Origin of the sequence: Thiorhodococcus drewsii AZ1 (assembly GCF_000224065.1) — a bacterium.
In the GTDB taxonomy this organism is placed as follows: domain Bacteria; phylum Pseudomonadota; class Gammaproteobacteria; order Chromatiales; family Chromatiaceae; genus Imhoffiella; species Imhoffiella drewsii.
This window is the reverse complement of the sequence record NZ_AFWT01000004.1, coordinates 179,082-204,652: the sequence shown is the minus strand read 5'-3', so window position 1 is coordinate 204,652 and position 25,571 is coordinate 179,082. Positions and strand designations below refer to the sequence as shown.

Here is a 25,571-nt window from a genome sequence, read left to right as displayed (position 1 = left end):
ATGGGGTATTTCTATTTCCTGCTCGGGGTCGCAGCCATCCTGGTGCTCTCCATGCTGTTGAGCCTGAGGAAATCCCTGAAACGGCAGTTCGCGTTGCCCTACGTGGCGGATCGGACGTTCTTCACGCCCGAGCAACGGGCCTTCGTGTCGGTGCTGGAGCGTGCGCTTGGGACGGATTACCGGGTCTGCGCCAAGGTGCGGGTGGCCGACGTGGTGGGGCTGCGCGGGCGTCTGTCGCGTGACGATCAGGAGCGCGCCTATCAGCGTCTCGGTGAGCGGCGGTTCGATTTTCTCGTCTGCGCCGCCGATACCTCGGCAATCGTCTGTGCGGTGAATCTGGCCCCGCGCTCGCGTCGCGGAAAGCCGCCGCCGAAGGACATCCTGGACCGCATCTGCGCGGCGGCCGGTCTGCCCTTCGTGCGTATCCGCGAGCGCGACGCCTATGCGCTCGATGAGGTTGCTGCGATCGTTTCGGACGTGATGCAGCATCGCAAGGCGAGCGAGAGGGACGCTGTCCTGCCGCATGCCGAGGCGGAAGCGATGCTGCAGGGGCTGTCGAAGTCGATTCTCGGCGAAGAGCGCGGCGCGCGCCCCGCGCGCGCGCCTGAGTCACCCAGGCGTCGAGAACCGGAGGTCGGCGTCTCAAAACGCCGGGATCCGCTCATCCTGGGGCGGGAGGATATCGAGGACGGGCCCAGTTTCACGATCCAAGACGATTTGGATGAGGTGTCTCCGAGGCCTGGCCGCCGGCGTTGAACCGGCGACGTCGAGGCTCGGGCTACTCGCGCGGTGCGGCTCGGTTGGCCGGGCTGCTTGGGTCGATCCAGATCTGTCCGTTTTCGACGCGCAGTCGATAGGTCGCGATGGGATCCTCGGCCGGTTCATCCAGCGGCTCGCCCGTGTCCAAGCTGAAGCGGCTTCCGTGCAGCGAACACTTGATTCGATCCCCATCGAGACAGCCGAACGAGAGCGGATAGTCCTCGTGGCTGCAATTGTCCTCGACCGCGTAATAGTGTCCGTCGGTATTGGCGACGATGTAGGGGCGGTTCTCGATCAGGACCTTGACGAAGGTGCCGGGCGGAATCGCATCCGTTCGGGCAACGGCGATATAGGGCGCGTCCATCTCAGCCCATCCTCCGCGCGGCCTTACCCGAATCCAGCACGGTTCGGATGCGGTCAGCCGCCTCGGCGAGCGATGCCGCGCGTTCCAGATGATGGAGGATGATCGCCCCGGTGAAGACCAGGCTGTCGTAAGTCGGACCTTTGGCGCCTTCCAATGCGGCGACGCCGGCCTTGGCTGCGGCGATGGCGGTGGCCTGGATGTCGACCGCGACGGCAATCTCGTCGCCCGGTCGGGAGGTTTGGGGGAGATCCTCCGGAAGCGGCACGGCCTTCAGCGACTGATCGATACCCAGTTCGATGGGGTCGATCTCGAAGGGTTGCTCCTCGCCTAGGTTGTGATAGCTGACGCAGGTTCCCTTTTGGCGTAGCGAGGGGATGACGCCGCCTTCGCTGCCGCGGATCATCAGTGCCGAGTCGAAGCCGGCATGACGGGCGAGCAGGGCGTAGATGCGCGGATAGGGCTTGTGGACGTAGCCGGTCACCAAATGGGTGTGTTTGCGCCCGTGGATGGGGCGAGCCATTACCTCGACCGTGGTGATCGCCTGACGCTTGACCATAGCGGCGCGCAAATCGACCAGATTGTGCAGCGGCGCGCAGAAGGACCGCTGGTCGACATAGCTCCAGCCCAGCGCGGGATCGGACAGCCGGTCGGCGGCTTCGACCGGACTCAGATCGACAGGCACTCCGGCGGCGTCGAGGATATGGCGATGGGTGACGCCGAATTTGGGGCCGACGGCATGGGCGCCATGGCTGATGGCCGGTACCCCGCATTCGGCGAGCACCGGCAGTAGAAAGGGCGATGCCGGCAGACAGCGGTTGTAGCCGTCGTAGGGGTCGGCGATGTCGACGACGTCGTCGACTTGAGCCACCACGTGGCCGGTCGCCTCGCGGATGGCATCCAGGATGCCCTTGAACTCCTCGTCGCTCTCGCGCTTCATGCGCAGTGCGATGAAGAAGATTCCGGCCTGAACCGGATCCGCCTTGTTGTCGAGGATGGCCCGCATTCCGGCGCAGGCCTCCTCGGTCGAGATGTTCTTGGAGAGTTCGGGGCCGGTAGCGATGCGCTGGATGATGGATCGCATCTGCAGTTTGGCGTCGTCCGGCGTGGTCGTGGTGTTGTTCATCGTGTGTCCTCCAGCAGAAGTCTCGGGGCATGGCCCGCGCGGACATTTCCATCCGCACGGATCCGTTCGATCAATCCTGTCGTTCGCTTCTTTTGATTCGGGTCTGGCGTTCAGTCGCGGTAACGCAGGGTCAGGTCGTCATAGGCGTCGACTCGGCGGTCGCGCAGGAAGGGCTGGATGCGTCGAGTCTGCTCGGTGCGGTCGAGGTCGATCTCGGTGACCAGCAGCTTCGGCGACTGATCGTCGGCTTGGGCCAGAATCTCGCCCTGGGTCCCGCAAACGAACGAGTTGCCCCAAAAGCGCGTGCCCGACGTCGCCTCGCCCGAGGCTGGCTCGAATCCGACCCGGTTGCAGGCGGCGAGGTGAAGGCCGTTGGCAATCGCGTGTCCGCGCTGGATCGTCATCCAGGCGTCGAGCTGACGCGCCTGTTCCTCGGACGCATCGCTCGGATTCCAGCCGATTACGCTGGGATAGAGCAGGATCTGCGCCCCGGCGAGGGCTAGGGATCGCGCCGCCTCGGGGAACCACTGGTCCCAGCCGATCAAGATGCCAAGCCGACCGACGGCGGTGTCGACCGGATTGAAGTCGAGATCGCCGGGGGTGAAGTAGAACTTCTCGTAATAGCCAGGTGCGTCGGGGACGTGCATCTTGCGATAGATGCCGGCGAGCGATCCGTCGGTGTCGATGACCACGGCCGTGTTGTGGTAGAGACCGGCGGCGCGGCGCTCGAACAGCGAGCCGACGATCACCAGTTCCAGTTCGCGGGCCAGGGCGCTGAGCCGCTCCGTGGTCGGGCCGGGGATGGGCTCGGCCATGTCGAAGAGGTCGGGGTCCTCGGTCTGACAGAAATAGGGTCCGTTGTGCAGCTCCTGTAGCAGAACCAGATTGGCTCCGCGAATGGAGGCGGCACGGATGGCGGCCTCGCAGTCGTCCAGGTTGGCCTTCGGGCTTCCCTGGTCCGACTGCTGGACGAGCGCGAGAGTCAATGATGAGCTGGGCATGCTGAACCTCAGGGTAACGATCGGGCGGCCATTATCCTATGTTACCTTTCCAATTCGAGCCCCATGGCTGGCGATGTGCCCGAATGGCACGATCGGGCGTCGTCATCGAAACCGAATTCTTGCATACATGGCCAACTTTCAGACGCATCTCAATGTAGGCATCCTCGCGAGCGCGGGGGCGACGCTGGGTCTTCACGTGGCCGGTCTGGTGCCGGGAAGCGATACCCTGGCGCTGTTCGCCCTGGGTGTGATCGGCAGTCTGCTGCCGGACATCGACTCGGACACCTCCAAACCGGTCAACGGACTCTTCAGTGTGCTGGGTGCCGGTTTGGCGTTCGCCATGACGTTACCGCTGACGGATCGCTTCCAGCCGCTTGAACTGACCCTCATTTGGGTCGGGGTCTTTCTGTGCGTGCGCTATGGGTTCTTCGAGATTTTCACCCGCTTCACGGTCCATCGGGGTGTCTGGCATTCCTGGTTGGGTATCGCCGCGACCTCTCTGGCGGCGACCAATATCGCCTATTGGATGTGGGACCAGCCGCCCGAGTCGGCCTGGACCGCCGGACTGATGGTCGGCATCGGTTATTTCACCCATCTCTGTCTCGATGAGCTCTTCAGCGTCGATCTCTTCAACAGCCGACTGAAGCGTTCCTTCGGGACGGCCCTCAAGCCCTTCAGCTTCGACGATCACTGGAGCAGCCTGTCCATGCTGGCCGTGTGTGTCGCTTTGGCCTGGATGGCGCCGGATGCCCATAGCTGGATGGATCGGCTGGATCTCGACAGCGCCCAGTTCGACCGCTTGGCCGAGGGTGTGCGGGAGCAGGTTTCGGCGGTCAGGCTCGTGTTCGGAGACTGGTTCTCGCGTCTGCGGGATCTGATTCCACTCGGCTGAGGGCATTGCTCGGATTTCGCTCCGGTTTCGCTTGGGCTTGGGTTCGCGATTCGGGTGTGCTGTACTCGCGAGCCCGGCTGCGCTAGATTGGCGCGTCGCCGAATGACAACGACAACGATCTGGGGCTATGGACCTAAATTTTCTCGATTTTGAACAACCCATCGCGGAGCTCGAGGCGAAGATCGAAGAGCTGCGTCTGGTCGGTCATGATAACGAGCTCAACATCCAAGAGGAGATCGAGCGTCTGCAGTCCAAATGTGTGGCGCTGACCGAATCCATCTTCTCTTCGCTGACGCCCTGGCAGATCTCCCAGTTGTCGCGTCATCCGCAGCGTCCCTATCTGCTCGACTACATCCGCCGCATCTTCGACGAATTCCATGAGCTTCACGGCGACCGCGCCTATGCCGACGATCGCGCTATTGTTGGCGGTCTGGCCCGCATCGACGGTCGCCCGGTCATGGTGATCGGTCATCAGAAGGGGCGCGATACCAAGGAGAAGATCCAGCGCAACTTCGGCATGCCTCGACCCGAGGGCTATCGCAAGGCCCTGCGTCTGATGGAGATGGCCGAGCGCTTCGGTCTGCCCATCCTGACCTTCATCGACACCCCCGGCGCCTATCCGGGCGTCGGCGCCGAGGAGCGCGGTCAGAGCGAGGCCATCGCCCGTAATCTGCGTGAGATGTCGCGTCTGCGTACCCCTATCCTCTGCACTGTGGTGGGTGAGGGCGGATCGGGCGGCGCGCTGGCCATCGGTGTCGGTGACTGGGTGGGCATGCTGCAGTTCAGCACCTATTCGGTCATCTCGCCCGAGGGCTGCGCCTCCATTCTCTGGAAGAGCGCGGACAAGGCCCAGCTTGCGGCCGAAGCCATGGCGATCACCTCCGACAAGCTGCTGGACCAGGGCTTGGTCGATGAGGTCGTGAAGGAACCGTCGGGCGGCGCCCACCGCGATCCCGACCTGACCGCCAAGAATCTGAAGACGGCCCTGCTCGCGCAGCTGGACGCACTCGGTAGCGTTTCGCTGGACGATTTGATCGCCGCCCGCTACAAGCGTCTGATGGGGAGTGGGCGCTTCAAGGAGGGCTGATCGATCGGTCGGGCGGCTCTTTTGCGCCCGGCTGGCTCGATGCATTCGATCCGCCGCCATCCTCTGGATCGGGGCGGATGTTTCTGATCTCATCCCGAGACCGGCATGTCCCAGCTCGATCCCGCGCGTCTTGCCGCCTCGCTTGCCGATCTGGCACCGGTCTCGCGGTATTGGGTCGCCTACAGCGGCGGTCTGGACTCCGAGGTGCTCTTATGTGCCTTGAGCGAGGCGCGTGATCGGCTTGCGGGTGAACTCGTCGCCGTTCATGTCGATCACGGGCTGCATCCGGAGTCCGGGCGCTGGGCCGATCGCTGTCGGGCGCGTTGCGTTGAGCTGGGCGTGACCTGCGAGGTCCGGCGATTCCGGCTCGTGCCCATGCGCGGCGAGAGCCTGGAGGCGCTGGCGCGCGAGGCGCGTTATGGCGCTTTCGTCGATTTGCTTGGCTCCGGCGATCTGCTGCTCACCGCCCATCATCGGGACGATCAGGCCGAAACCCTGCTGTTGGCGCTGCTGCGCGGTAGCGGCGTCCAGGGGTTGGCGGCCATGCCGCGCTGCATGCCGTTCGGCGCCGGTCGTCTGGTGCGTCCGCTGCTCGACCTGCCGCGCTCGGCCTTGGTCGACTTTGCCGCGTCGCGCGGACTTGAGTGGATCGAGGATCCGAGCAACGCGGCCCGGACGTTCGATCGCAACTATCTGCGTCATGAGGTGCTGCCGCTGCTGCATGCGCGCTGGCCGTCCTGCTCGGCGACCCTGGCGCGTAGCGCCGGTCATTGCGCCGAGGCGGCGGACCTGCTCGATACGCTGGCGGACCGGACGCTCGCCGAGCTGAGTGGTCAACGTCCCGGAACGCTCTCCGTGCGGGGGTTGATGGGGCTCGATCGAGCCCAGTCCGCTAATCTGCTGCGCCGCTGGTTGCGGCTGCGCGGATTTCGTCCGCCGGACAGCCGCCATCTCGCGCGCATCCTCGACGAGGTGCTGGTTGCGCGTCCCGATGCGAATCCGCAGGTGGCTTGGTCGGGGTGCGAGATCAGGCGCTATCGCGACGACCTGTTCGCTCTAGATCCTCTGCCGCAGCTTCCTGCGTCGCGCCAGGTCCTCTCGTGGTCGATTGGCTCGGGTGCGGCGTCACTCGATCTGCCCGAGCCGCTCGGTCGGCTGGAGTGGCAGCCGGTGGCGGGAGGTCGGACGCCTCGCAACCTGGAGGTCAGATTCGGCCGGGCTGCGTCGAGCTGTCGTCGAGCCGCCGGTCGGCCAAGCCGGACGCTGAAGGCGCTGTTTCAGGAGATTGGTCTTCCAGCGTGGTTGCGTTCCTATGTGCCGCTGGTCTTCGATGGCGAGACCCTGGTCGCGGTCGCCGGACTCGGTGTCTGTCAGACTGTCGAGGGTGCGCCCCTGGGCGGACAGGTGCGTTGGATCGGACATCCCTGGGAGGGCTGGCTGCCGGGGGCGTAGGGTATCCCCGATGCCAGGTGGAGAGGGACGGCTGGCGGGGGTGTCGACAGCAGGGATGCTGTCGTCAAGCCTCCAGGGATGGATTGACGGCGTCCCCCGGCAGTCGTCACCCGGCTCGGAGCCTCCCGGCGACCAATTCGGGCCGCCACGATCCGACGCTCGGTCAGTAGAGCGCGTTCATCATCTTGGCGCGGTAGTTGGCCACCAGATCGCCGTTGCCGCCGAGCAGATCGAAGACGGCCAGCATGCCTTTGCGGCCTGCATCCTCGCCGTAGGCGCGGTCGTGCTTCATGAGTTCCAGCAGCAGGTCGAGCGCGCTGGCATGATCCCCGCGCAGCACGCAATACGCGGCGAGCAGATAGCGCGCCTCGCTGTCCTTGGCGTTGGTTTGGAGTCGGTCCTTCAGCGCGTTTTCGGGCGGAGCATCGGTCAAGGCCGAGGCAAAGCGCAGTTGGCTGCGCAGTGTGGCGACTTCGGGGTCGTTGATGAGTTCGATCGGCAGTGCGTCGATCGACTCCAGCGCGGTCGTGACATCGCCCTCGGCGGCCATCAACTGGAGTTCGGCCAGTGGCAGCCGGACGTTGTCGGGATCCTCGGTTCTGGTCTGCTCGATCAGTTTGCGCGCACCATCGAGGTCGCTGGCGGCCAGCAGGCGCTGCGCCTGAGTCAGCAATCCATCGGACTCGCGCGGGATGTGACGGTCGAGGAATTCGCGGATCTGGGGCTCGGGTAGGGCGCCCATGAACTGGTCGACCGCGCGTCCCTCCCGGAAAAGCTGGACCGTCGGCAGACTGCGGATGCCGAATTGGGCCGCCAGCGCCTGCTCCTCCTCGGTGTTGACCTTGGCCAGCAGGAAGCGGCCGTCGTATTCGTCAGCCAGCTTGGCGAGCATGGGCATGAGCATGCGGCAGGGCGCGCACCAGTCGGCCCAGAAGTCGACCAGCACTGGACGGTCGAAGGAGCCGTCGAGGACGATGGACTGAAAATTTTCTGCGGTAACGATTACAACATTTGGGGAGTGGGTCATGGTAAAGATGTCGAACTAGCTTGGAAACGAGACATAGCGGCCGAAAATAGCCATGCATCCGGATGGATTCAAGTCTCGGTACCGCCGGTTTGTGGGTATATGCCGACCATTTGGGCCGGTGCGACTCATGGACAGCATGGCGCCGCTTATTTAGAATTCGCCCGGGTCAGTGCGCAACCTGTGACCCAACCCTTATACGTGCTGATGTCGCCGCCCGCGCTTCCCGCCGCCGCCGTCGCACGCCCTCGCTCGGATTCGGAGATACCCTTGAGAAAACCCGCAGTTCTGGTTCTGGAAGACGGCTCGGTCTTCCACGGAACGTCGATTGGCGCCGATGGGACTCGCGTCGGTGAAGTCGTTTTCAATACAGCGATGTCAGGCTATCAGGAGATCCTCACCGATCCCTCTTACCTGCGACAGCTCGTCACGCTCACCTATCCCCATATCGGCAACGTCGGCGTCAACCCGGAGGACGAGGAGTCTGGTGCCGTCCAGGCGGCTGGCCTCATCATCCGCGACCTGCCCATCCTGCCGAGCAACTTCCGCATGCAGGAGACGCTGGATGTCTACCTGGAGCGACAAAACGTCGTCGGCATCGCCGATATCGATACGCGCCGTCTGACGCGCATCCTGCGCGAGAAGGGCGCGCAGAACGGTTGCATCCTGGCGGGCGAGACGATCGACGTGGATGCGGCGCTCGCCGAGGCACGCGGCTTCCCCGGACTCAAGGGCATGGATCTGGCGCAGCACGCCTCGACCCAGGAGGCCTACTGCTGGACCCAGGGCGTGTGGCAGCTCTCGACCGGATTGCCTGAGCCGGTGAAACCGATTGGCGACCAGTTGCCCTATCACGTCGTCGCCTACGACTACGGCATCAAGCGCAATATTCTGCGCATGCTGGTCGAGCGTGGTTGTCATGTCACCGTGGTTCCGGCCCATATGCCGGCGGCGACCGTTCTGGCCTTGGAGCCGGACGGCGTCTTCCTGTCCAATGGGCCGGGCGATCCGGAACCCTGCGATTATGCGATCGACGCCATCCGCGAGTTGCTGGAGACCGACATCCCCATGTTCGGGATCTGTCTCGGGCACCAGTTGCTGGGGCTCGCCTGCGGTGCGCGCACGCTCAAGATGAAATTCGGGCATCACGGCGCCAACCATCCGGTCCAGGACCTCAAGACCGGGGTCGTCATGATCAGCAGTCAGAACCATGGTTTCGCGGTGGACGAGGACAGCCTGCCGCCGACGGTCGAGGCGACGCACCGCTCGCTGTTCGATGGATCGCTGCAGGGCATCCATCACCGCGAGCGCCCGGCCTTTAGTTTTCAGGGGCATCCCGAGGCCAGTCCAGGCCCCCATGATGTGGCACCTGTCTTCGACCATTTCATCGATCTGATGCGGGAACGCAAGGCCAACCTCGTCTGACCCTGCGTTTCCCACTCTTCGATAACCGGCGTGATTCGACAACCGCGTGACACACAATGCCCAAGCGTACTGATATAAAAAGCATTCTCATTATCGGCTCCGGACCCATCGTCATCGGTCAGGCGTGCGAGTTCGACTATTCCGGCGCACAGGCCTGCAAGGCGTTGCGGGAGGAGGGATACCGGGTCATTCTGGTCAACTCGAATCCGGCCACGATCATGACCGATCCCGAGATGGCCGATGCGACCTACATCGAGCCGGTCACCTGGCGTGCGCTCGCCGCCATCATCGAGAAGGAGCGCCCGGAGGCCCTGCTGCCCACCATGGGTGGCCAGACCGCCCTCAATTGCGCGCTCGACCTGGTGCGCGAGGGCGTGCTCGAACAGTTCGGCGTGGAGCTGATCGGTGCCTCGCGCGAGGCGATCGACAAGGCCGAGGATCGCGACCTCTTCCGTCAGGCGATGCGCAAGATCGGGCTCGATATGCCGCGTTCTGCCGTCGCCCACAGTCTGGAGGAGGCCAATCAGGTCCAGGCATCGATCGGTTTCCCCTCCATCATCCGCCCCTCCTTCACCATGGGCGGCAGTGGCGGCGGCATCGCCTATAACCAGGAGGAGTTCGAGGAGATCTGTCGGCGCGGCCTGGATCTCTCGCCGACCCGCGAGCTGCTGATCGAGGAATCGGTCCTCGGTTGGAAGGAGTACGAGATGGAGGTGGTCCGCGACCGCGTGGACAACTGCATCATCATCTGCTCGATCGAGAACCTCGATCCTATGGGCGTGCATACGGGCGACTCCATCACGGTCGCGCCGGCCCAGACCCTGACCGACAAGGAATATCAGATCATGCGTAACGCCGCGCTCGCGGTGCTGCGCGAGATCGGCGTCGATACCGGCGGCTCCAACGTCCAGTTCGCCATCGATCCCGAAACGGGGCGGATGATCATCATCGAGATGAATCCGCGCGTGTCGCGTTCCTCGGCGTTGGCCTCCAAGGCGACCGGCTTTCCCATCGCCAAGGTCGCGGCCAAGCTGGCCGTCGGCTACACGCTCGACGAGCTGCGCAACGACATCACCGGCGGCACGACTCCGGCCTCTTTCGAGCCGACCATCGACTATGTGGTCACCAAGATTCCGCGTTTCGCCTTCGAAAAATTCCCCCTGGCGGATGCCCGTCTGACCACCCAGATGAAATCGGTGGGCGAGGTCATGGCCATTGGCCGGACCTTCCAGGAATCGCTGCAGAAGGCGTTGCGCGGTCTGGAGATCGATCGTTACGGTCTGGACGAGATCGTCGATCTCGCCGATCCCGAGGCCAAGGAAAAGATTCGGCTGGAGGTGCGCCAGACCGGCGCCGAGCGTCTCTTCTATGTCGCCGATGCGTTCCGTGCCGGCATGACGCTCGATGAGATCCACGAACTCAGCCGCATCGATCCCTGGTTCCTGGCCCAGATCGAGGATCTGATCGCCTCGGAGGGCGCGCTGCGCGCGGGGGGACGCGCCGGACTGACCGTCGAAAGTCTGCGTGCGCTCAAGCGCAAGGGTTTCTCCGATCGGCGCATCGCCGGTCTGCTCGACATCAAGGAGGTGGAGCTCCGCGAGCTGCGCCACGAATGGGGTCTGCATCCGGTCTACAAACGGGTCGACACCTGCGCGGCCGAGTTCGCCTCCAGCACCGCCTACATGTACTCCACCTACGAGGAGGAGTGTGAGTCCGAGCCCTCCGATCGACGCAAGATCATGGTCCTGGGTGGTGGTCCCAACCGGATCGGTCAGGGTATCGAGTTCGACTATTGCTGCGTCCATGCCGCCTTCGCCATGCGCGACGACGGTTTCGAGACCATCATGGTCAACTGCAACCCCGAGACAGTTTCGACCGACTACGACACCTCCGATCGACTCTATTTCGAGCCGCTGACCCTGGAGGACGTTCTGGAGATCGTCGCCAAGGAGAAGCCATTCGGCGTCATCGTGCAGTACGGCGGTCAGACCCCGCTGAAGCTGGCGCGCTCCTTGGAGGCGGCCGGGGTGCCCATCATCGGTACCACACCGGACAGCATCGACCTGGCCGAGGACCGCGAGCGTTTCCAGCAGCTCATTCAGGAGCTGGGGCTGCGTCAGCCGCCCAACGCCACCGCGCGCAGCGAGTCCGAGGCGATCGAACGCGCTGCGGCCATCGGCTATCCGCTGGTGGTGCGTCCCTCCTATGTGCTGGGCGGACGGGCGATGGAGATCGTCTATGAAGAGGCCGAGCTGAACCGCTATATGCGCGAGGCGGTGCGCGTCTCGAATGAGTCGCCGGTGCTGCTGGACCGCTTCCTCGACGATGCCATCGAGATCGATGTGGACGCCATCTGCGATGGCCACGACGTGCTGATCGGCGGGATCATGGAGCACATCGAGCAGGCCGGCGTGCATTCGGGCGATTCGGCCTGTTCGTTGCCGCCCTACACCCTTCCGCCACTGATCCAGGATCGGATGCGCGAGCAGATGACCAAGCTCGCCCGTGCGCTGAACGTGGTGGGTCTGATGAACGCCCAGTTCGCGGTCAAGAGCGACGCCGTCTTCATCCTCGAAGTGAATCCGCGTGCCTCACGGACCGTGCCCTTCGTTTCCAAGGCCATCGGCATTCCCTTGGCCAAGGTTGCTGCGCGTTGCATGGCCGGAAAAACGCTGGTGGAGCAGGGGCTGACGCGCGAGGTTCGGCCCAAGCACTATTTCGTCAAGGAGGCCGTCTTCCCCTTCGTCAAGTTCCCGGGCGTCGATTCGGTGCTGGGTCCCGAGATGAAGTCGACCGGCGAGGTCATGGGTGTGGGCGAGACCTTCGGCGAGGCCTATGCCAAGTCTCAGGAGGGGGCCGGCACGATGCTGCCTCGTAAGGGCGGCAGGGCCCTGCTCAGCGTGCGAGAGGCCGACAAGGCGCGGCTAATCCATGTGGCGCGCGATCTGCTCGATTTCGGCTTCACGCTCTATGCGACCCACGGGACGGCCGCTGCGGTGCGTGCGGCAGGCTTGGAGTGTACCGGGGTCAACAAGGTGGCCGAGGGCCGACCGCACATCGTCGACATGATCAAGAACAACGAGGTCGGCTTCATCGTCAACACGACCGAGGGGGCCCAGGCGATCGCCGATTCGGCCGCGATTCGTCGTGCCGCGCTGCAGAACAAGGTCACCTACACGACCACGATCTCGGGTGCCGAGGCGACCTGTTTGGCGTTGAAGCAACTGGACATCGTTAGCGTCAATCGGTTACAAGATCTGAACTGATTCGAACATAGCGGGCGCCAACGAGCGCCCGTGCTCTTTTGTATATGGCCCGCAAGGGGCCTGTTTCGCGACGCAGTACGTGCGCCGCGATGAATTCATACGAGGGAATCACCATGACCAAGGTACCTCTGACCGCCAGGGGCGCTGAGCAGTTGCGCGAAGAGTTGGATCGGTTGAAGCGGGTTGAACGTCCACGCATCATCGAGGCGATCGCCGAGGCGCGTGCCCATGGCGATCTCAAGGAGAACGCCGAGTATCACGCGGCGCGCGAGCAGCAGGGCTTCGTCGAGGGACGGATCAATGATATCGAGGGCAAGCTGTCGAACGCCCAGATCATCGACGTGACCACGCTGTCGGCAAACGGCAAGGTGGTCTTCGGCGCGACCGTCAAGGTATTGGAGCTCGATAAGGACGATGAGCTCTGCTATCAGATCGTCGGCGACGACGAGGCCGACCTCAAGAAGGGCATGATCTCGGTCAGCTCGCCCATCGCCCGTTGTCTGATCGGCAAGTCGGAAGGCGATGTCGCCTCGCTCGACGCGCCCGGTGGCATCAGAGAGTTCGAGATCCTCGAGGTCCTGTACATCTGAGGCCCTCGTCTTTCGTCGCTCGTCCTGGGCAGGCGCGATTCGCCTGGTTCGGGGCGGTGCGACGCCTCTGTCGACCCGTTCTCTTCGCTTGAATGGCGCGCGCGCCGCTAGTGCCCGATCAGTTTGCGCAGGAAGCGTCCCAGGCTGCTCTTGAGGTTGTTGTCATGCTTGATCAGGCGCATGGCGGCCTCGTTGATACGCTGTGCGCTGGCCGATCTGGGATTGAGTATGAGGTGCGGCTTCTGTGCCAGGATACTTTTCTCGATCAGTGGATCGACCGGGACGTAACCGATGCATTCGAGCGAGCCGTGCATGAACTTGTCCGTGACGCCGGTCAGGCGCGATGCGATTCGGCGTGCGTCATTGGCTGAGGTGGCACAGTTCACGAGCAGTTTGAGCGGCTTGGCCTCCTCGGCCAGCACGGTCTTGATGATGCCATAGGCATCGGTTAGCGAGGTTGGGTGCGGCGTGGTGACGATGAGCGCGTCGTCGGCCGCGAGCACGAAGCGGACGACGTTGTCTCCGATTCCCGCTCCCGTGTCGATGATGAGGACATCGTAGCCGCCCAGTCCTTCCAGGTCGCGCATGACGTTTTGGCGTTCGGTCTCGCCCAGATTGGCGAGCTCGGCGATGCCGCTGGCCCCGGCGATGAGGTCGATCCCGTAGTCCGTCTTCATGACGATCTCGGACAGGGTCTTGTGTCCACGGACCACGTCGTGGATCGTGAGCTTGGGAATGATGCCGAGCATCACGTTTAGATTCGCCAGGCCCAGATCGCCATCGAGCATGAGGACCCGGCGGCCGGTGCGGGCGATGGCGATACCCAGATTGATGGAGAGGGTGGTTTTACCGACTCCGCCTTTTCCTGATGTGACGCAAAGGGTATGCATGGGTTGGGTCGCTATCTCGGCAGCCTGTTTGGTTGAATCATTCCGGCTTCCCGCGCGCGGGTACGTCGGGGTGCGTCACTCGGGTCACCAGGCACTGATGCCCCTGCGCGCGCAGTTGAGCGCACCAGCGTCTGGCCTCCGCTTCGTCGATCCATTCCACCGCGCGCAGTCGATGGAACTCGTCGCGCGCGTCGCCGTAGCTCGATTGGCTGATCGTCAGTGTCCGCCCCTTCAGCATGGTCCCGTAGTGCCGGATGAAGTGCTCACGATCGATCTCGACCTTTTCGAGCGAGCGCCCGGCGAGCAATTGTACGTGCCAGCGATACTCTGGTGTGGGCTCGGCTGCTGACTCGGGACCCGTCTCGGCGCCGGGTCCGTTCTGTTCTTCGGGCGGCATGGGTTCCGTGGGCATCGCCTGGGCGGCGATTTCGGGTGCTGTCTGGGGCGCCGGTGCCGGTACCGCGACGTTCTCGATCTCGGTGGTTTCAGGGGGCGTGACGGCTTCTGCGATGATTGACGCCTGTGCGTCTGGCTCCGATTCCACGGCCGGTTCGGCCGGCGTCTCTGCGACGGGTTCGGTGGATGCCAGGTTCTGGGTCTCGGTTTCGGCCGCGAGGCTTGGCGCCGCCTCTGGTTGGGCTGCGGGCTCGGTCGGCGTCTCTGCGATGGGGGCGGTGGATGCCAGGTTCTGGGTTTTGGTTTCGGCCGCGAGGCTTGGCGCCGCCTCTGGTTGGGCTGCGGGCTCGGCCGGCGTCTCTGCGACGGGTCCGGTGGATGCCAGGTTCTGGGGTTCGGTTTGGGTCTCGGGACTGGGCTCCGACTCTTGTGGTGTTGCGGGCTCTGTCGGGGGCTCGGTCATCGGTGCCGCCGCAGCAGCGATGTCTTGGCTGTTCGGTTCCCCGATGGGGGGCGACTCGGCGCTTGAGGCTGGCTCCCGGATCTGTGACAGCCGGCTATCAGGGTTCGGCGCGGGGACGATCTCGGTCGCGCGATTGGAGACGATGTCCTGCGGCTTGGGTAACGGCAGCGACACCGGCGGCAATTGCTCCAGCCATCGCGGGTCCGGTGAGTCATTAGGCTCCAGTGGGAGCGGCTGGATTGGTTCGGCCAATGCGACGGCCGCGGGCAAGAGCAGTGCGAGGCCCCAGTGGGTCTTGCGTCTCGTCGTTCTGGCGACGGATCGGTGCGTTGCCGTCATTGTTCGTTCCCGCTCGGCAGATCGATGGTGCAGCTGGTGTTTCCGTCACGGCTTGCCTGCTCGCCGCAGAGCATCAGCTGCTCTCGATTGTCCGCGACCAGGCGTGCCGCCAGCAGAAGCTCGCGATAGGCGGTTTCGTCGGACTGTGCCAGGAACCAGCTTCCAGCCTGCCAGTATTGCTCGGAACCGATCAGGCGCGCCCCCAGCTCCATACGGTGTTGCGGGTCCGCCATCCAGGAGCGCAACAGCAGGACGGTTGGCACGGCGAGGACGATCAGTGCCAGGATCGCAAGGGTCTTTGGTCCCGGTCGCAGGAGTCGGGCGAGGACATTCGGTCGCTGCGTGGCCGCGAAGAGCGTTTCGAGCGCCTCGGCATCCTGGTGGCGCATCGCCTTGTCTGGATCGTAGAGACGCGATAGCGGATCGATCCGCCATCCCTCGATCCCCTTGAGCATCGTCTCCCGATAATGCCCCATGCGCTCCTGGCGCGTTCGGAACAGCCAGGTGCCGTCCGGCTGGTCGCCCAGTTCTCCCAGCGTGAGCCACTCGGTCGCCAGCTCCAGATAGGCCTGACTGATCGGGGTCGTCGTGCTCTGCATCAGGACGGGTTGTTCCGGGAGAGGCTCCCCAGCCAGACTGTCGTCGAACGGGATCTCGGTCATCAGCGTCATGCGGCCGAAATCCTGGCGCACATGGTTGAGCATCTTCTGGTCGGATTCGGTCGAGCTATGGGCGCCGATCAGCAGGTAGAGTCCATAGAGCGGCTGTGGAAGGCCCGCGCGCAGTCGTGTGACGGCTTTGAGCAGATCCGGCAGGCTGTCCAGGAGCTTGCGCTCGCAGGCCAGCGGAAGCAGGACCCGGTGCGCCGCAACCAGGGCGTTACGGGTGAATGGATTGAATGATGGTGGACAGTCGAGCACCACATGGTCGAAGTCGATCGAGAGGGAGGGCAGGGAGGCGAGTGCTTGAAGGAGCCGAGTGTGGCCGTCCTCCATCGTGGCCAGCGAATCCTCGAGCGCGCCCATGGCGTCGCCGGCTGGGGCCAGGTAGATCTCGGTGATCTTGGTCGCCCCGATCATTTCGCGGGTCAGTCTGGCCTCGGTGATGGCGCTCTCGCTGCCGCCGCGGTCCTGGCCCTCGTATCCCATGGCCCGGCTGGCGCTGCGTTTGGGGTCGAGGTCGACCAGCAACACCGAGTGGCCCGCTGCAGCCAAGCCCAGCGAGAGGTTGATCGCCGTCGTGGTGGCGCCGACGCCTTCTCGCTGGCCGAAGACGGCGATGATTTCCGGTGACAGCCTTGGCTGTTGCTGTGTCTTGCGTGTCATGAGGCCACCGCTTTGGAAGTGAGAGGAGCTGGAATCGATCGGCCGGTGCAGGTGCCCCGCGCGTTCTTGTCAGGGCGCGACGGCGGCGCCGTATCGGCGGCTGGCGTTCCTTGTGATCGATCCTTGGACGTCATCTTCTGGTCCGTTTCCGCGATTCGCTCAACCTCGTCCATCTCGGGATACCCGAGCGAGAAGCCAGTCCAGTCCACTGGTCGGAAGCAGGCGTCTGAGCGTACCGAGCAGGTATGTCGGAAAGGTGACATAATAACGCGCCTTCGGTCTCGGGTTCTCCAGCGCGTGGACAAGCCTTTTCAGTACCGCCTCGGGTGGCAGGGTGAAGGGCTGCGCGGCTCCCTGTTTGGTCAAGCGCGCCTCGGCCAGACGGTAGGCCTCGCGATGCGGGCTGTGCTCGATGTCGATTCGGTCTCTGAAGGCGCGGTGTGCGTTTTCGCGGAAGCGGCTCAGGATGGGGCCCGGTTCGATCAGCGAGACCTGAATCCCGGTTCCGCGCAGCTCAAGGCGCAGGGTGTCGGTCAGACCTTCCAGGGCGAACTTGCTGGCCACATAGGCCCCGCGAAAGGGCAGTGCGGTCAGTCCCAGCACCGAGCTGTTATGAACGATTCGCCCATGCCCCTGGCGACGCATGATGGGGACGACCCGGCAGGTCAGATCGTGCCATCCGAGCAGGTTCGTTTCCAGTTGTGCGCGCAAGGTGTCGCGGCTCAGGTCCTCGACCGCGCCGGGTTGTCCGTAGGCGCCGTTGTTGAAGAGCGCGTCCAGATGGCCGCCGGTGAGCGACAATGCCTCATCGAGCCCTCGACGGATACTCTCGGGATCGTCCAGGTCCAACTGGACGGCGTTCAAGCCTTCGGAGGCGAGTCGGGCGACGTCCTCGGGGCGGCGCGCCGAAGCGATGACCGTCCAGCCACGTGCGGCCATGCCCTTGGCGCACTGATAGCCGATTCCGCTGGAGCAGCCGGTAATGAGCAATGAGGGCGCGTCGGTTTGGTGCATAAGGGTCAGAGTTGATCGATGGCGTCAGAAAGCATGTATCCATTAAGGCGGATCTCGCCGTCGGCTGCAACCGTTTCGACCTCTGTCGGCCAACGGCCGAGAGGCTTGGTTTTCGATGCGCGAAACCCGATTGGTTTCGCGTCTTGGTCCACTGATGTTTGATTGAGGAATGAGAGATGCCGTTCTACGAGTATCGCTGCGAGAGCTGTGGTCATGAGCTGGAGAAGATGCAGAAGATCAGCGATCCACCGCTGACCGACTGTCCCGCCTGCGGTCAGCCCGCCCTGAAGAAGCTCATCTCGGCCGCCGGGTTCCGTCTCAAGGGCGGCGGCTGGTACGAGACCGACTTCAAGAAGGGCGGAACCAAGAAGAACCTGCATGATGGCGGGGAGAAATCGCCGGCCTCCAAGCCGGAAAGCTCCTCGTCCACCAAATCCTCCAAAAAGGATGCGGCCTGAGGGTCTCCCTGTTCTCGCAAGGCCCCGTCCGGGCCTGATGGTAGGTCCAGTGGCCCGGACGGGGTGATCGCGGAATCCGGGGGCATCGAGCCCCGGCTGCGCAACGCGTCGATCTAAAATGCCCTGTCCAGATGTCCGACGGGGATCCTGGATCGCATTTCGAGTCGTCCAGGCCGACGCGCGTCGCTTCGTACTTGCGCCAACCATGTACGAACAGTACTCTTCCCTGCTTTTTTATGATGGTCCCAGGCCGTTTCCGAGCCGGGCCGTACACCGTTAACCGATGGGGCGATAGACCGATGCGCACGCATTATTGTGGAGACTTGAACAGCAGTCATGATGGCCAGGAGGTCGTGCTCTGCGGCTGGGTTCAACGTCGGCGCGACCATGGCGGCGTCATCTTCATCGATCTGCGTGACCGTGAGGGGCTGGTCCAGGTGGTCTTCGACCCGGATCGCGCCGAAATCTTCTCGCGCGCCGAGCAGGTCCGCAGCGAATTCGTGCTCAGGATCACCGGTCGGGTGCGTCCTCGCCCTAAGGGGACCGTCAATCCGGACCTGCCGACCGGCGAGATTGAGATTTTGGGTCTGGATCTGGAGATCCTGAATGCCTCCGAGACCCCGCCGATCCAGCTCGACGCGCACACGGCCGACGCCTCGGAAGAGCTCCGTCTGCGCTATCGTTATCTCGACCTGCGTCGCCCCGAGATGCAGGCCCGTCTGCGCACCCGTAGCCGCGTCACCCAGGTGATGCGCAATTTCCTCGATACCAATGGCTTCTTGGACATCGAGACGCCCATCCTCACCAAGTCCACCCCCGAGGGCGCGCGCGACTATCTGGTGCCCAGCCGCACCCATCCGGGCGAGTTCTTCGCGCTGCCCCAGTCGCCGCAGCTGTTCAAACAGTTGCTGATGATGTCTGGCCTGGACCGCTACTACCAGGTCGCGCGCTGTTTCCGCGACGAGGACCTGCGCGCCGATCGTCAGCCCGAGTTCACCCAGCTCGACATCGAGGTCTCCTTCATGACCGAGGACGAGCTGATGGGGATGATGGAGGGGATGATCCGTACCCTCTTCCGCGAGGTGAACGGCGTCGAACTGCCCGATCCCTTCCCGCGCCTGACCTATGCCGAGTCCATGAAGCGCTTCGGTTCGGACCGGCCCGATCTACGCGTGCCGCTGGAGCTGATCGACGTCGCCGACCTGCTGGACGGCGTCGACTTCAAGGTCTTCTCCGGTCCGGCCAAGGATCCCGAGGGTCGTGTGGTCGCGTTGCGTCTGCCCAAGGGTGGCGAGCTGACCCGCAAGGAGATCGACGGCTATACCCAATTCGTGGGTGTCTACGGCGCCAAGGGTCTGGCCTACATCAAGGTCAACGAGTGGACCGCCAAGGGTCGCGAAGGTCTGCAGTCTCCCATCCTCAAGTTCCTGCCGGACGAGGCCGTCCAGGGCATCATGGAGCGCACGGGGGCAGAGGATGGCGACCTCGTCTTCTTCGGTGCCGACAAGGCCAAGGTGGTCAACGAGTCGATCGGCGCCCTGCGCGTCAAGCTCGGCCAGGATCGCGGTCTGATGGAGGACGCGTGGCGACCGCTGTGGGTCGTCGACTTCCCCATGTTCGAGCATGACGCCAACAACAACCGCTGGGCGGCCTTGCATCACCCCTTCACCGCACCGAAGGAGGAGCAGCTCGATACCCTCGAACAGGATCCGGGTGCCTGTCTGTCGCGCGCCTACGACATGGTCCTTAATGGCACCGAGGTTGGTGGCGGCTCCATCCGTATCCATCGCGATAGCGTCCAGCGCCGTGTCTTCAAGCTGCTCAACATCAGCGACGAGCAGGCCGAGGACCGTTTCGGCTTCCTGCTGCGGGCGCTCAAGTTCGGCTGCCCGCCTCACGGCGGTATCGCATTCGGTCTGGACCGACTGGTGATGCTCATGACCGGTGCCAGCTCCATTCGTGACGTCATGGCCTTCCCCAAGACCCAGACTGCGGCCTGTCTCCTGACCGACGCGCCCTCGGCGGTGGACGAGTCACAGCTCAAGGAACTCGCGCTACGCCTCAGAGCCAAGGCTTGAACTCTGGAATGCGGCGTTTCGTGATCGGCGGGACGTCGGATCCCGGAGCGGAATCCGACGCGAAGCCGGCGTCGGACGCCGGTCTGGAGGGCACGGGCATTGCGGAGAAGCTGGAGCTCAAGCGCCCTCAGTCGGTGCTGGTCGTCATCTGTACCCGAGGCGGCGAGTATCTGTTGCTGCGGCGGACCCGTCCGGCGGGATTCTGGCAGTCGGTGACCGGCAGCCTGTCGCCGGGCGAGACGCCCAGACACGCCGCCGCGCGCGAGCTGCGGGAGGAGACCGGGCTGCTCGCCGGTGGCGCGCTCATCGACATGCGCCATTCCACGCTCTTTCCCATCATCCGTCCCTGGCGCAAGCGCTATGGCCCGAATATCTGCTTCAACCGCGAGTATTGCTTCGCCCTCGTCCTCGATGGACGTCGATGCGTGCGCCTGAATTCGCGCGAACATCAGGAGTACCGCTGGCTGTCGGCGCGTGAGGCGTCGCGGCTCACGGGCTCTTGGACCAATCGAGACGCCATTCTGGCACTGGACGGCGCGCTTCGATGAACTCGGCTCTCGGATGAAGCCCGGTGACGGCGAGGTCGGGACGATCGCGACCTCGCGCAGGGGGTGAAGGGCCATCAACTGCTTCCCGATATGTGGGTTTCGGAAGCAGGGCCGTTTGATGGAGGTGCGAATGTATTCGCACTTACGAAAATCGGGAATCAGGTGTTGGCGATGACGATTCCTGAGCCGGCCATGAGCGGTCGCAATCGGGCTCGACCACTTATGACACCAGGATGCGCTCCAGCCGCTCGACAGCAAAACGGCGGCCCTCATTGAGCGATTTGACGATGTCCCTGATCGAGATGATGCCCAGAATCACACCGTCGTCGAGCACCGGCAGATGGCGCACGCAGCGCTCGGTCATGACCGCCATTGCCTGGTCGAGGGTCAGTTCTGGGGGCGCGCAGACCACATGACGGGTCATGATGTCTCGCACCAGGGTCTCCTTGGGCGAACGCGTGTTGTGCACGGCGTCTCGGGCGTAATCCCGTTCGGAGAGCAGGCCGATCGGTCCGGTGTCGTCGATCACCACCACCGCGCCGATCCGGCGCTCGGCCATGAGCGCGAGCGCCTCGTAGACGCTGGCGTCGGGCGCGATCGACCAGAGGCGACTGCCTTTCTGGTCGAGCAGTTCCAAGACTGTCTTCATGATTTCTCCGCACGGGGGCCTGTCTGGCATTCCGCCGTCGATCGCTGTTGTGCGTCGGGCCGAGAGGGGACAGGGATTCGACCGACCTTGTGTCAAAATGTAGAAATGTGACCCCAAACCCTCGGGTTTCAACGGGGTTTCGTGCATTCTGGTCTCGTTAGTACCTCGGCGCCTGGCATTTCATCGTCTTTCCCCTTATGTGTGAGGCTCTGTATCGCACCTCGTCGTCGACGGGGATGTCCGTATCGTATCCGTTCGAGAGAAGTTCATGCGCCATCAAGCGACCGCCACTATGAACCGCCCAGGCACCCGTGATCTAGGTGCGCTGAGACATCTGATCCGCTTCACCCGGCCCTATGCCAGACGCATGGTGCTGGCCCTGGTGGCGCTCGTGCTCGCCGCCGGGTCCGTGCTGGCCTTCGGGCAGGTGATCCGCGTCGTGGTCGATTCGGGCTTGGGAACAGGCTCGGCCGAGGCGCTGAACAGCTCGCTGGCGCTCTTCCTCGGCGTCGTCGTGCTCACTGCGGGCTCAATGATGGTACGCAGCTATCTGCTCAATTGGATCGGCGAGCGGGTGGTGGCCGATATCCGCACGGCCGTCTTCGAGCGGGTGCTGGAGCTCGACGTCGGCTTCTTCGAGACCACCCGTGCGGGAGAGGTCATCTCGCGTCTGACCAGCGATACGGCGCTGCTCCAGGTCGTGGTGGGCTCGACGCTCGCCATGTCGCTGCGCACCTCGCTGCTGGTCGTGGGCGGTGTCGTCATGCTGGCCGTGACCAGTCCCACGCTGACGGGGTTGGTGCTGATCGGTCTGCCGCTGGTGATCGGTCCGGCCTGGTTCCTGGGGCGGCGGGTGCGTCGACTGTCACGCACCAGCCAGGACCGCATCGCCGATGTCGGGGCCTATGTCGACGAGGTTATCCACGGCATCCGTACCGTGCAGGCCTGCTGTCACGAGCCGGTCGACCGGCGTCATTACGCCGAGCAGGTGGAGGCGGCCTTCGATGTCGCCATGGACCGCTCGGCCAACAGCGCCATCCTGTCCGGAACCGCGACGCTGCTCACCTTCGGCGCCATTGGCCTGGTGCTCTGGATCGGTGGCCACCGGGTGCTGGACGGCACACTGAGCGGCGGTGAACTCTCCGCCTTTCTCTTCTATGCCATCGTGGTAGCCGGGGCGGTGGGTTCGCTCAGCGATCTGGTCGGTCAACTGCTGCGCGGCGCCGGTGCCAGCGAGCGTCTGATGGAACTGCTGGCGATACGCCCGGCGATCGAGCCACCGGCCGAGCCGCTCGCTCTACCGACGCCGTCGCGCGGCGAGATCGCCTTCGAATCGGTGCGCTTCGTCTATCCGGCACGTCCCGAGGCGGCGGCGCTGGACGACCTGTCCTTGAGCATCGCTCCGGGCGAGCGCGTGGCGCTGGTCGGCCCCTCGGGTGCCGGCAAGAGCACGCTCATCCAGCTGTTGCTGCGTTTCTACGATCCGGCCGAGGGCACGATTCGCTTCGACGGGGTCGATATCCGTCAGGTGGATCCGAGCGATCTGCGCAGCCGCATCTCGCTGGTGCCGCAGGATCCCGTCATCTTCGGCGCCAATGCCTGGGACAACATCCGCTACGGTCTGGAGGCGAGCGACGATGCGGTGCGGCGTGCAGCCGAGGCCGCCCATGCGCTCGATTTCATCGAGCGTCTGCCCGATGGATTCGACACCTATCTCGGCGAGCGCGGCGTCCGTCTGTCCGGGGGCGAGCGTCAGCGTATCGCCATCGCCCGCACCATCCTGCGCGATCCGGCCCTGCTGCTGCTCGACGAGGCGACCAGCGCCCTCGATGCCGAGAGCGAGCGTCTGGTCCAGGATGCGCTGGAGCGCCTCATGCACGCACGCACCAGCATCGTGATCGCCCACCGTCTGGCCACCGTGCGCAATGCCAACCGCATCCTGGTCCTTGATCAGGGCCGCATCGTCGCTTCCGGCCGGCACGATGAACTGATGGCCGAGGGTGGGCTCTACGCCCGACTCGCCACGCTCCAGTTCCAGGATGGTTGAGGGCGCACAGGTTCACTAGGACACGACGTTTCGCCAGCGGTCAGACTGCCCTGGCGTCTGGCGGCTGACTCAAGCCGCTTCATTCCCCATCTCGTCTCCGTCGACCGTCTTGGCCATGCGCTTGGCGAAATAGAAGATGCGCTTGAGCTTTTCAAGAATGTCGATTTCGAGCGTGTAGGCGGGGATGCGGTTCGGCTCCTCGGCGACCAGGCGGCGCGCCTCGTGGGCGGCTGCCGATTCGGCGATCTGGGTGATCTCCTGTTTCATCGAGGTGACGGTGCGTGCGGCGATCTCGTTGTTCTGCGCGACCGCCTGTAGTGCGGCGGCCAGCGCGCGACTGACCGTGCGGTGCAGTCCGAGCAGGACCTCTCGGGTTGGTTCGCTGATCGAGACGTCGGTGTCGATCAGCTCGCGTCCGCGGTCCACCAGGTCGGTTTCGATCAGGTCGCCGATGTTTTCCAGGTCGTTGGCCGCGTCCAGCAGGCGCAACAGCTCATGGGTTTGTCGCTCGGTCAGCGTGCTGCGGCTGATTTGGCCCAGATAGGCGATGATCTGTGCGTGTAGCGTGTCGACGTCGTTGTCCAACAGCTCGATCTCGCGCAATGCCTGGCGGTCTTCGCTCAGGATGGCCGGCATGATGCGTCTCATCATGGTCTGAACGCTTTCGCCCATGTGCAGGATTTCGAGCCGCACCCGATCGAGCGCGAGCGACGGCGTCGTGAGCAGTTCCTCGTCGAGATACTTGGCCTGGACGATGAAGGTTTGTTCGCCGAGCGGCTTGTCCGGGATCAGCCATTCGGCCAGGCGCGCGAACTGTCCGGTCAGGCCGATGAAGATCACCGTGTTGGCCAGGTTGAAGATGCTGTGTGCGTTGGCGATCTGGCGTGGGACCTCGGCGGCCAGTCGCGCGCTGCCCGAGAGCTCTGGGTACGCCGGCGAGATCCACTGGACGAAGAGCGCGAGCTGGTCGATCAGCCCGAACCAGATGATGACCCCGGCGACGTTGAAGATGACGTGTACCAGCGCGGCCCGCACGGCCTCGCGCGGCTTGCCGATGGAGGCCAGCATGGCGGTGACACAGGTGCCGATATTGGCCCCGAAGGCGAGCGCGATTCCCGCCGGCAGGGTCAGGAAGCCTTGGCTGGCCATGACGATCGCGATGCCGGTGGTGGCGGCCGAGGACTGGATCAGTCCGGTGAAGACGGCAGCGACCAGAATGCCGACCACTGGCCGTTCAAGCGTCGTCATGAAATCCAAAAACGGCTGGTAGGTCCGCAGTGGGGCCATGGCGTCGCTCATGACCGTCATCCCGAAGAAGATGAGCCCCAGCCCCATGATCATGCTGCCGTAGTGCCGGGCCGATTCGCGCTTGCTCGCGAAGGGCATGGCGAAACCGATGCCGATCATCAGCAGCGCCGCCTGATCGATGCGAAAGGCGATGAGCTGTGCGGTGACGGTGGAGCCGATGTTGGCACCCATGATGACGCCGACCGATTGGGCGAGCGACATGAGTCCGGCGCTGATGAAGCCGACCACCAGCACGGTCGTGACCGATGACGAGTTGATGATGGCGGTCACGAAGGCGCCGGTCAGCGCCCCCATGAAGCGGTTGGTGGTGAGTTTGGCCAGGATGCCCTTCATGCGCTCGCCAGCGACTGCCGTGAGCGCGGTTGCCATCTGGTCCATGCCGGACAGGAACAGGGCCAGACCGCCGAATAGACCCATCCCCATGAATGTCCAGTCGATGCTGTTCGTCCCCGAGAGGTCGTCAGCAGCACTCGCCGCGCTCATGATCCCGACCATCGACAGGGCGACCATGAGGCCCCATCGACCTAGCGGCGCGCGGCCAGGAGCGATGCTGAATGTCGTTCGACTCATGGTGAATCGGTTCCCGTCTGGGGGGGCGCGGACTTGACGATGGTGACCGGGATCCGTGCGCGATGCATGACGCGCTCGGCCACCGAGCCGATCAAGAGGTGCTTGAGCCCGGTCAGCCCCTTGCTGCCCATGACGATCATGCTGGCCGAGCGCTGGTTGGCGATCTCTAAAATGCGAGAGCTGGGAAGTCCCTTGACCAGGAGCGACTCCAGGTCGTTCGGCTTTCCGAGCTCGGGATGCTGTTTGCCGAGGGTGCGTAGGAAGTCGGTCAGCATGTCCGCTGCGCCGTCCTCGATCCGGTGCAGCTGCTTTTTCTTGAGTGCGCGGCTGTAATAGCCCTGCATGGTTCCCGGATCATGGACCACATGCAGGATGAGCAAGGGACTGTGGTGACACTTGGCGAGTTCGACCGCCCACAACAGGGCCGCCTCGGAATGGCTGGAGAAGTCGACCGGGACCAGGATGGGGCGGGTATGCGTTTCGTTGCTCATGTGTGTTCCGGT

Annotated in this window: 22 protein-coding genes; 11 read left to right on the top strand and 11 right to left on the bottom strand. The window is 64.1% G+C overall.

Annotated elements, in window-relative coordinates:
* On the top strand, nucleotides 1-756 hold the full coding sequence (locus tag THIDRDRAFT_RS04315) for a DUF2726 domain-containing protein (protein WP_007039586.1): 756 nt from the start codon (nucleotides 1-3) through the stop codon (nucleotides 754-756).
* Between the two features lie 22 nt (nucleotides 757-778).
* Here the strand turns inward: THIDRDRAFT_RS04315 and THIDRDRAFT_RS04310 are convergent, their stop codons facing one another.
* The 3 genes from THIDRDRAFT_RS04310 to THIDRDRAFT_RS04300 form a co-directional block, all read right to left on the bottom strand.
* Nucleotides 779-1,123, bottom strand: coding sequence for a Rieske (2Fe-2S) protein (locus THIDRDRAFT_RS04310; RefSeq protein WP_007039585.1), 345 nt, complete (start codon nucleotides 1,121-1,123; stop codon nucleotides 779-781).
* A 1-nt stretch (nucleotide 1,124) separates the two neighbouring features.
* The gene (locus tag THIDRDRAFT_RS04305; protein WP_007039584.1) at nucleotides 1,125-2,246 is read right to left on the bottom strand and encodes an anthranilate phosphoribosyltransferase; all 1,122 of its coding nucleotides are present in this window, start codon (nucleotides 2,244-2,246) and stop codon (nucleotides 1,125-1,127) included.
* Nucleotides 2,247-2,356: 110 nt separating this feature from the next.
* A complete protein-coding gene (locus tag THIDRDRAFT_RS04300; RefSeq protein WP_007039583.1) occupies nucleotides 2,357-3,247 on the bottom strand; it encodes a carbon-nitrogen hydrolase in 891 nt (296 codons plus the stop codon).
* 127 nt (nucleotides 3,248-3,374) lie between these two features.
* Here THIDRDRAFT_RS04300 and THIDRDRAFT_RS04295 point away from each other — a divergent pair, with 127 nt between their 5' ends.
* The 3 genes from THIDRDRAFT_RS04295 (at nucleotide 3,375) to tilS (ending at nucleotide 6,678) form a co-directional block, all read left to right on the top strand.
* A complete protein-coding gene (locus THIDRDRAFT_RS04295) occupies nucleotides 3,375-4,139 on the top strand; it encodes a metal-dependent hydrolase (RefSeq protein WP_007039582.1) in 765 nt (254 codons plus the stop codon).
* A gap of 127 nt (nucleotides 4,140-4,266) precedes the next feature.
* A complete protein-coding gene (gene accA, locus THIDRDRAFT_RS04290; RefSeq protein WP_007039581.1) occupies nucleotides 4,267-5,226 on the top strand; it encodes an acetyl-CoA carboxylase carboxyl transferase subunit alpha in 960 nt (319 codons plus the stop codon).
* 105 nt (nucleotides 5,227-5,331) lie between these two features.
* Complete coding sequence (gene tilS / locus THIDRDRAFT_RS04285; RefSeq protein ID WP_007039580.1) at nucleotides 5,332-6,678, top strand: tRNA lysidine(34) synthetase TilS; 1,347 nt, start codon at nucleotides 5,332-5,334, stop codon at nucleotides 6,676-6,678.
* A 163-nt stretch (nucleotides 6,679-6,841) separates the two neighbouring features.
* Here the strand turns inward: tilS and trxA are convergent, their stop codons facing one another.
* Complete coding sequence (trxA, locus tag THIDRDRAFT_RS04280; RefSeq protein ID WP_007039579.1) at nucleotides 6,842-7,705, bottom strand: thioredoxin; 864 nt, start codon at nucleotides 7,703-7,705, stop codon at nucleotides 6,842-6,844.
* Nucleotides 7,706-7,972: 267 nt separating this feature from the next.
* On the opposite strand from trxA, the gene carA reads away from it, so the two are divergent.
* The 3 genes from carA (at nucleotide 7,973) to greA (ending at nucleotide 12,983) form a co-directional block, all read left to right on the top strand.
* Nucleotides 7,973-9,127, top strand: a complete 1,155-nt coding sequence (carA, locus tag THIDRDRAFT_RS04275) for a glutamine-hydrolyzing carbamoyl-phosphate synthase small subunit (RefSeq protein ID WP_040843859.1) — start codon at nucleotides 7,973-7,975, stop codon at nucleotides 9,125-9,127.
* 56 nt (nucleotides 9,128-9,183) lie between these two features.
* Nucleotides 9,184-12,393, top strand: a complete 3,210-nt coding sequence (gene carB, locus THIDRDRAFT_RS04270) for a carbamoyl-phosphate synthase large subunit (RefSeq protein ID WP_007039577.1) — start codon at nucleotides 9,184-9,186, stop codon at nucleotides 12,391-12,393.
* Nucleotides 12,394-12,506: 113 nt separating this feature from the next.
* Entirely contained in the window at nucleotides 12,507-12,983 is a 477-nt protein-coding gene (greA, locus tag THIDRDRAFT_RS04265) for a transcription elongation factor GreA (protein ID WP_007039576.1), read from the top strand.
* Between the two features lie 107 nt (nucleotides 12,984-13,090).
* Here the strand turns inward: greA and THIDRDRAFT_RS04260 are convergent, their stop codons facing one another.
* The 4 genes from THIDRDRAFT_RS04260 to THIDRDRAFT_RS04245 all read right to left on the bottom strand — a co-directional run bounded on the left by THIDRDRAFT_RS04260 (nucleotide 13,091) and on the right by THIDRDRAFT_RS04245 (nucleotide 17,410).
* Entirely contained in the window at nucleotides 13,091-13,873 is a 783-nt protein-coding gene (locus THIDRDRAFT_RS04260) for a MinD/ParA family protein (protein WP_007039575.1), read from the bottom strand.
* Nucleotides 13,874-13,910: 37 nt separating this feature from the next.
* Nucleotides 13,911-15,071, bottom strand: a complete 1,161-nt coding sequence (locus THIDRDRAFT_RS04255; protein ID WP_007039574.1) for an SPOR domain-containing protein — start codon at nucleotides 15,069-15,071, stop codon at nucleotides 13,911-13,913.
* A complete protein-coding gene (locus THIDRDRAFT_RS04250; RefSeq protein ID WP_007039573.1) occupies nucleotides 15,068-16,396 on the bottom strand; it encodes an AAA family ATPase in 1,329 nt (442 codons plus the stop codon). The genes THIDRDRAFT_RS04255 and THIDRDRAFT_RS04250 overlap by 4 nt, the downstream gene beginning before the upstream one ends.
* A 159-nt stretch (nucleotides 16,397-16,555) precedes the next feature.
* The gene (locus THIDRDRAFT_RS04245) at nucleotides 16,556-17,410 is read right to left on the bottom strand and encodes an SDR family oxidoreductase (RefSeq protein WP_007039572.1); all 855 of its coding nucleotides are present in this window, start codon (nucleotides 17,408-17,410) and stop codon (nucleotides 16,556-16,558) included.
* Nucleotides 17,411-17,586: 176 nt separating this feature from the next.
* On the opposite strand from THIDRDRAFT_RS04245, the gene THIDRDRAFT_RS04240 reads away from it, so the two are divergent.
* The 3 genes from THIDRDRAFT_RS04240 to nudB all read left to right on the top strand — a co-directional run bounded on the left by THIDRDRAFT_RS04240 (nucleotide 17,587) and on the right by nudB (nucleotide 20,494).
* On the top strand, nucleotides 17,587-17,868 hold the full coding sequence (locus tag THIDRDRAFT_RS04240; protein WP_007039571.1) for an FmdB family zinc ribbon protein: 282 nt from the start codon (nucleotides 17,587-17,589) through the stop codon (nucleotides 17,866-17,868).
* Between the two features lie 299 nt (nucleotides 17,869-18,167).
* Nucleotides 18,168-19,946 carry an aspartate--tRNA ligase gene (aspS, locus tag THIDRDRAFT_RS04235; RefSeq protein ID WP_007039570.1) on the top strand — a complete coding sequence of 593 codons (1,779 nt, stop codon included), beginning with the start codon at nucleotides 18,168-18,170 and terminating at the stop codon, nucleotides 19,944-19,946.
* 8 nt (nucleotides 19,947-19,954) lie between these two features.
* Nucleotides 19,955-20,494, top strand: coding sequence for a dihydroneopterin triphosphate diphosphatase (nudB, locus tag THIDRDRAFT_RS04230; protein ID WP_007039569.1), 540 nt, complete (start codon nucleotides 19,955-19,957; stop codon nucleotides 20,492-20,494).
* Between the two features lie 220 nt (nucleotides 20,495-20,714).
* On the opposite strand, the gene THIDRDRAFT_RS04225 is transcribed toward nudB, so the two are convergent.
* Nucleotides 20,715-21,143: a CBS domain-containing protein gene (locus tag THIDRDRAFT_RS04225; protein WP_007039568.1), complete on the bottom strand. Its 429-nt coding sequence runs from the start codon at nucleotides 21,141-21,143 to the stop codon at nucleotides 20,715-20,717.
* 268 nt (nucleotides 21,144-21,411) lie between these two features.
* Here THIDRDRAFT_RS04225 and THIDRDRAFT_RS04220 point away from each other — a divergent pair, with 268 nt between their 5' ends.
* Entirely contained in the window at nucleotides 21,412-23,190 is a 1,779-nt protein-coding gene (locus THIDRDRAFT_RS04220) for an ABC transporter transmembrane domain-containing protein (protein ID WP_007039567.1), read from the top strand.
* Nucleotides 23,191-23,259: 69 nt separating this feature from the next.
* Here THIDRDRAFT_RS04220 and THIDRDRAFT_RS04215 read toward each other — a convergent pair whose 3' ends face one another.
* Together THIDRDRAFT_RS04215 and THIDRDRAFT_RS04210 are read right to left on the bottom strand one after the other, a co-directional pair.
* On the bottom strand, nucleotides 23,260-25,068 hold the full coding sequence (locus THIDRDRAFT_RS04215) for a Na/Pi cotransporter family protein (RefSeq protein WP_007039566.1): 1,809 nt from the start codon (nucleotides 25,066-25,068) through the stop codon (nucleotides 23,260-23,262).
* Nucleotides 25,065-25,559: a universal stress protein gene (locus tag THIDRDRAFT_RS04210; RefSeq protein ID WP_007039565.1), complete on the bottom strand. Its 495-nt coding sequence runs from the start codon at nucleotides 25,557-25,559 to the stop codon at nucleotides 25,065-25,067. Before THIDRDRAFT_RS04210 ends, THIDRDRAFT_RS04215 begins: the two co-directional genes overlap by 4 nt.
* Nucleotides 25,560-25,571: the final 12 nt, after the last annotated feature.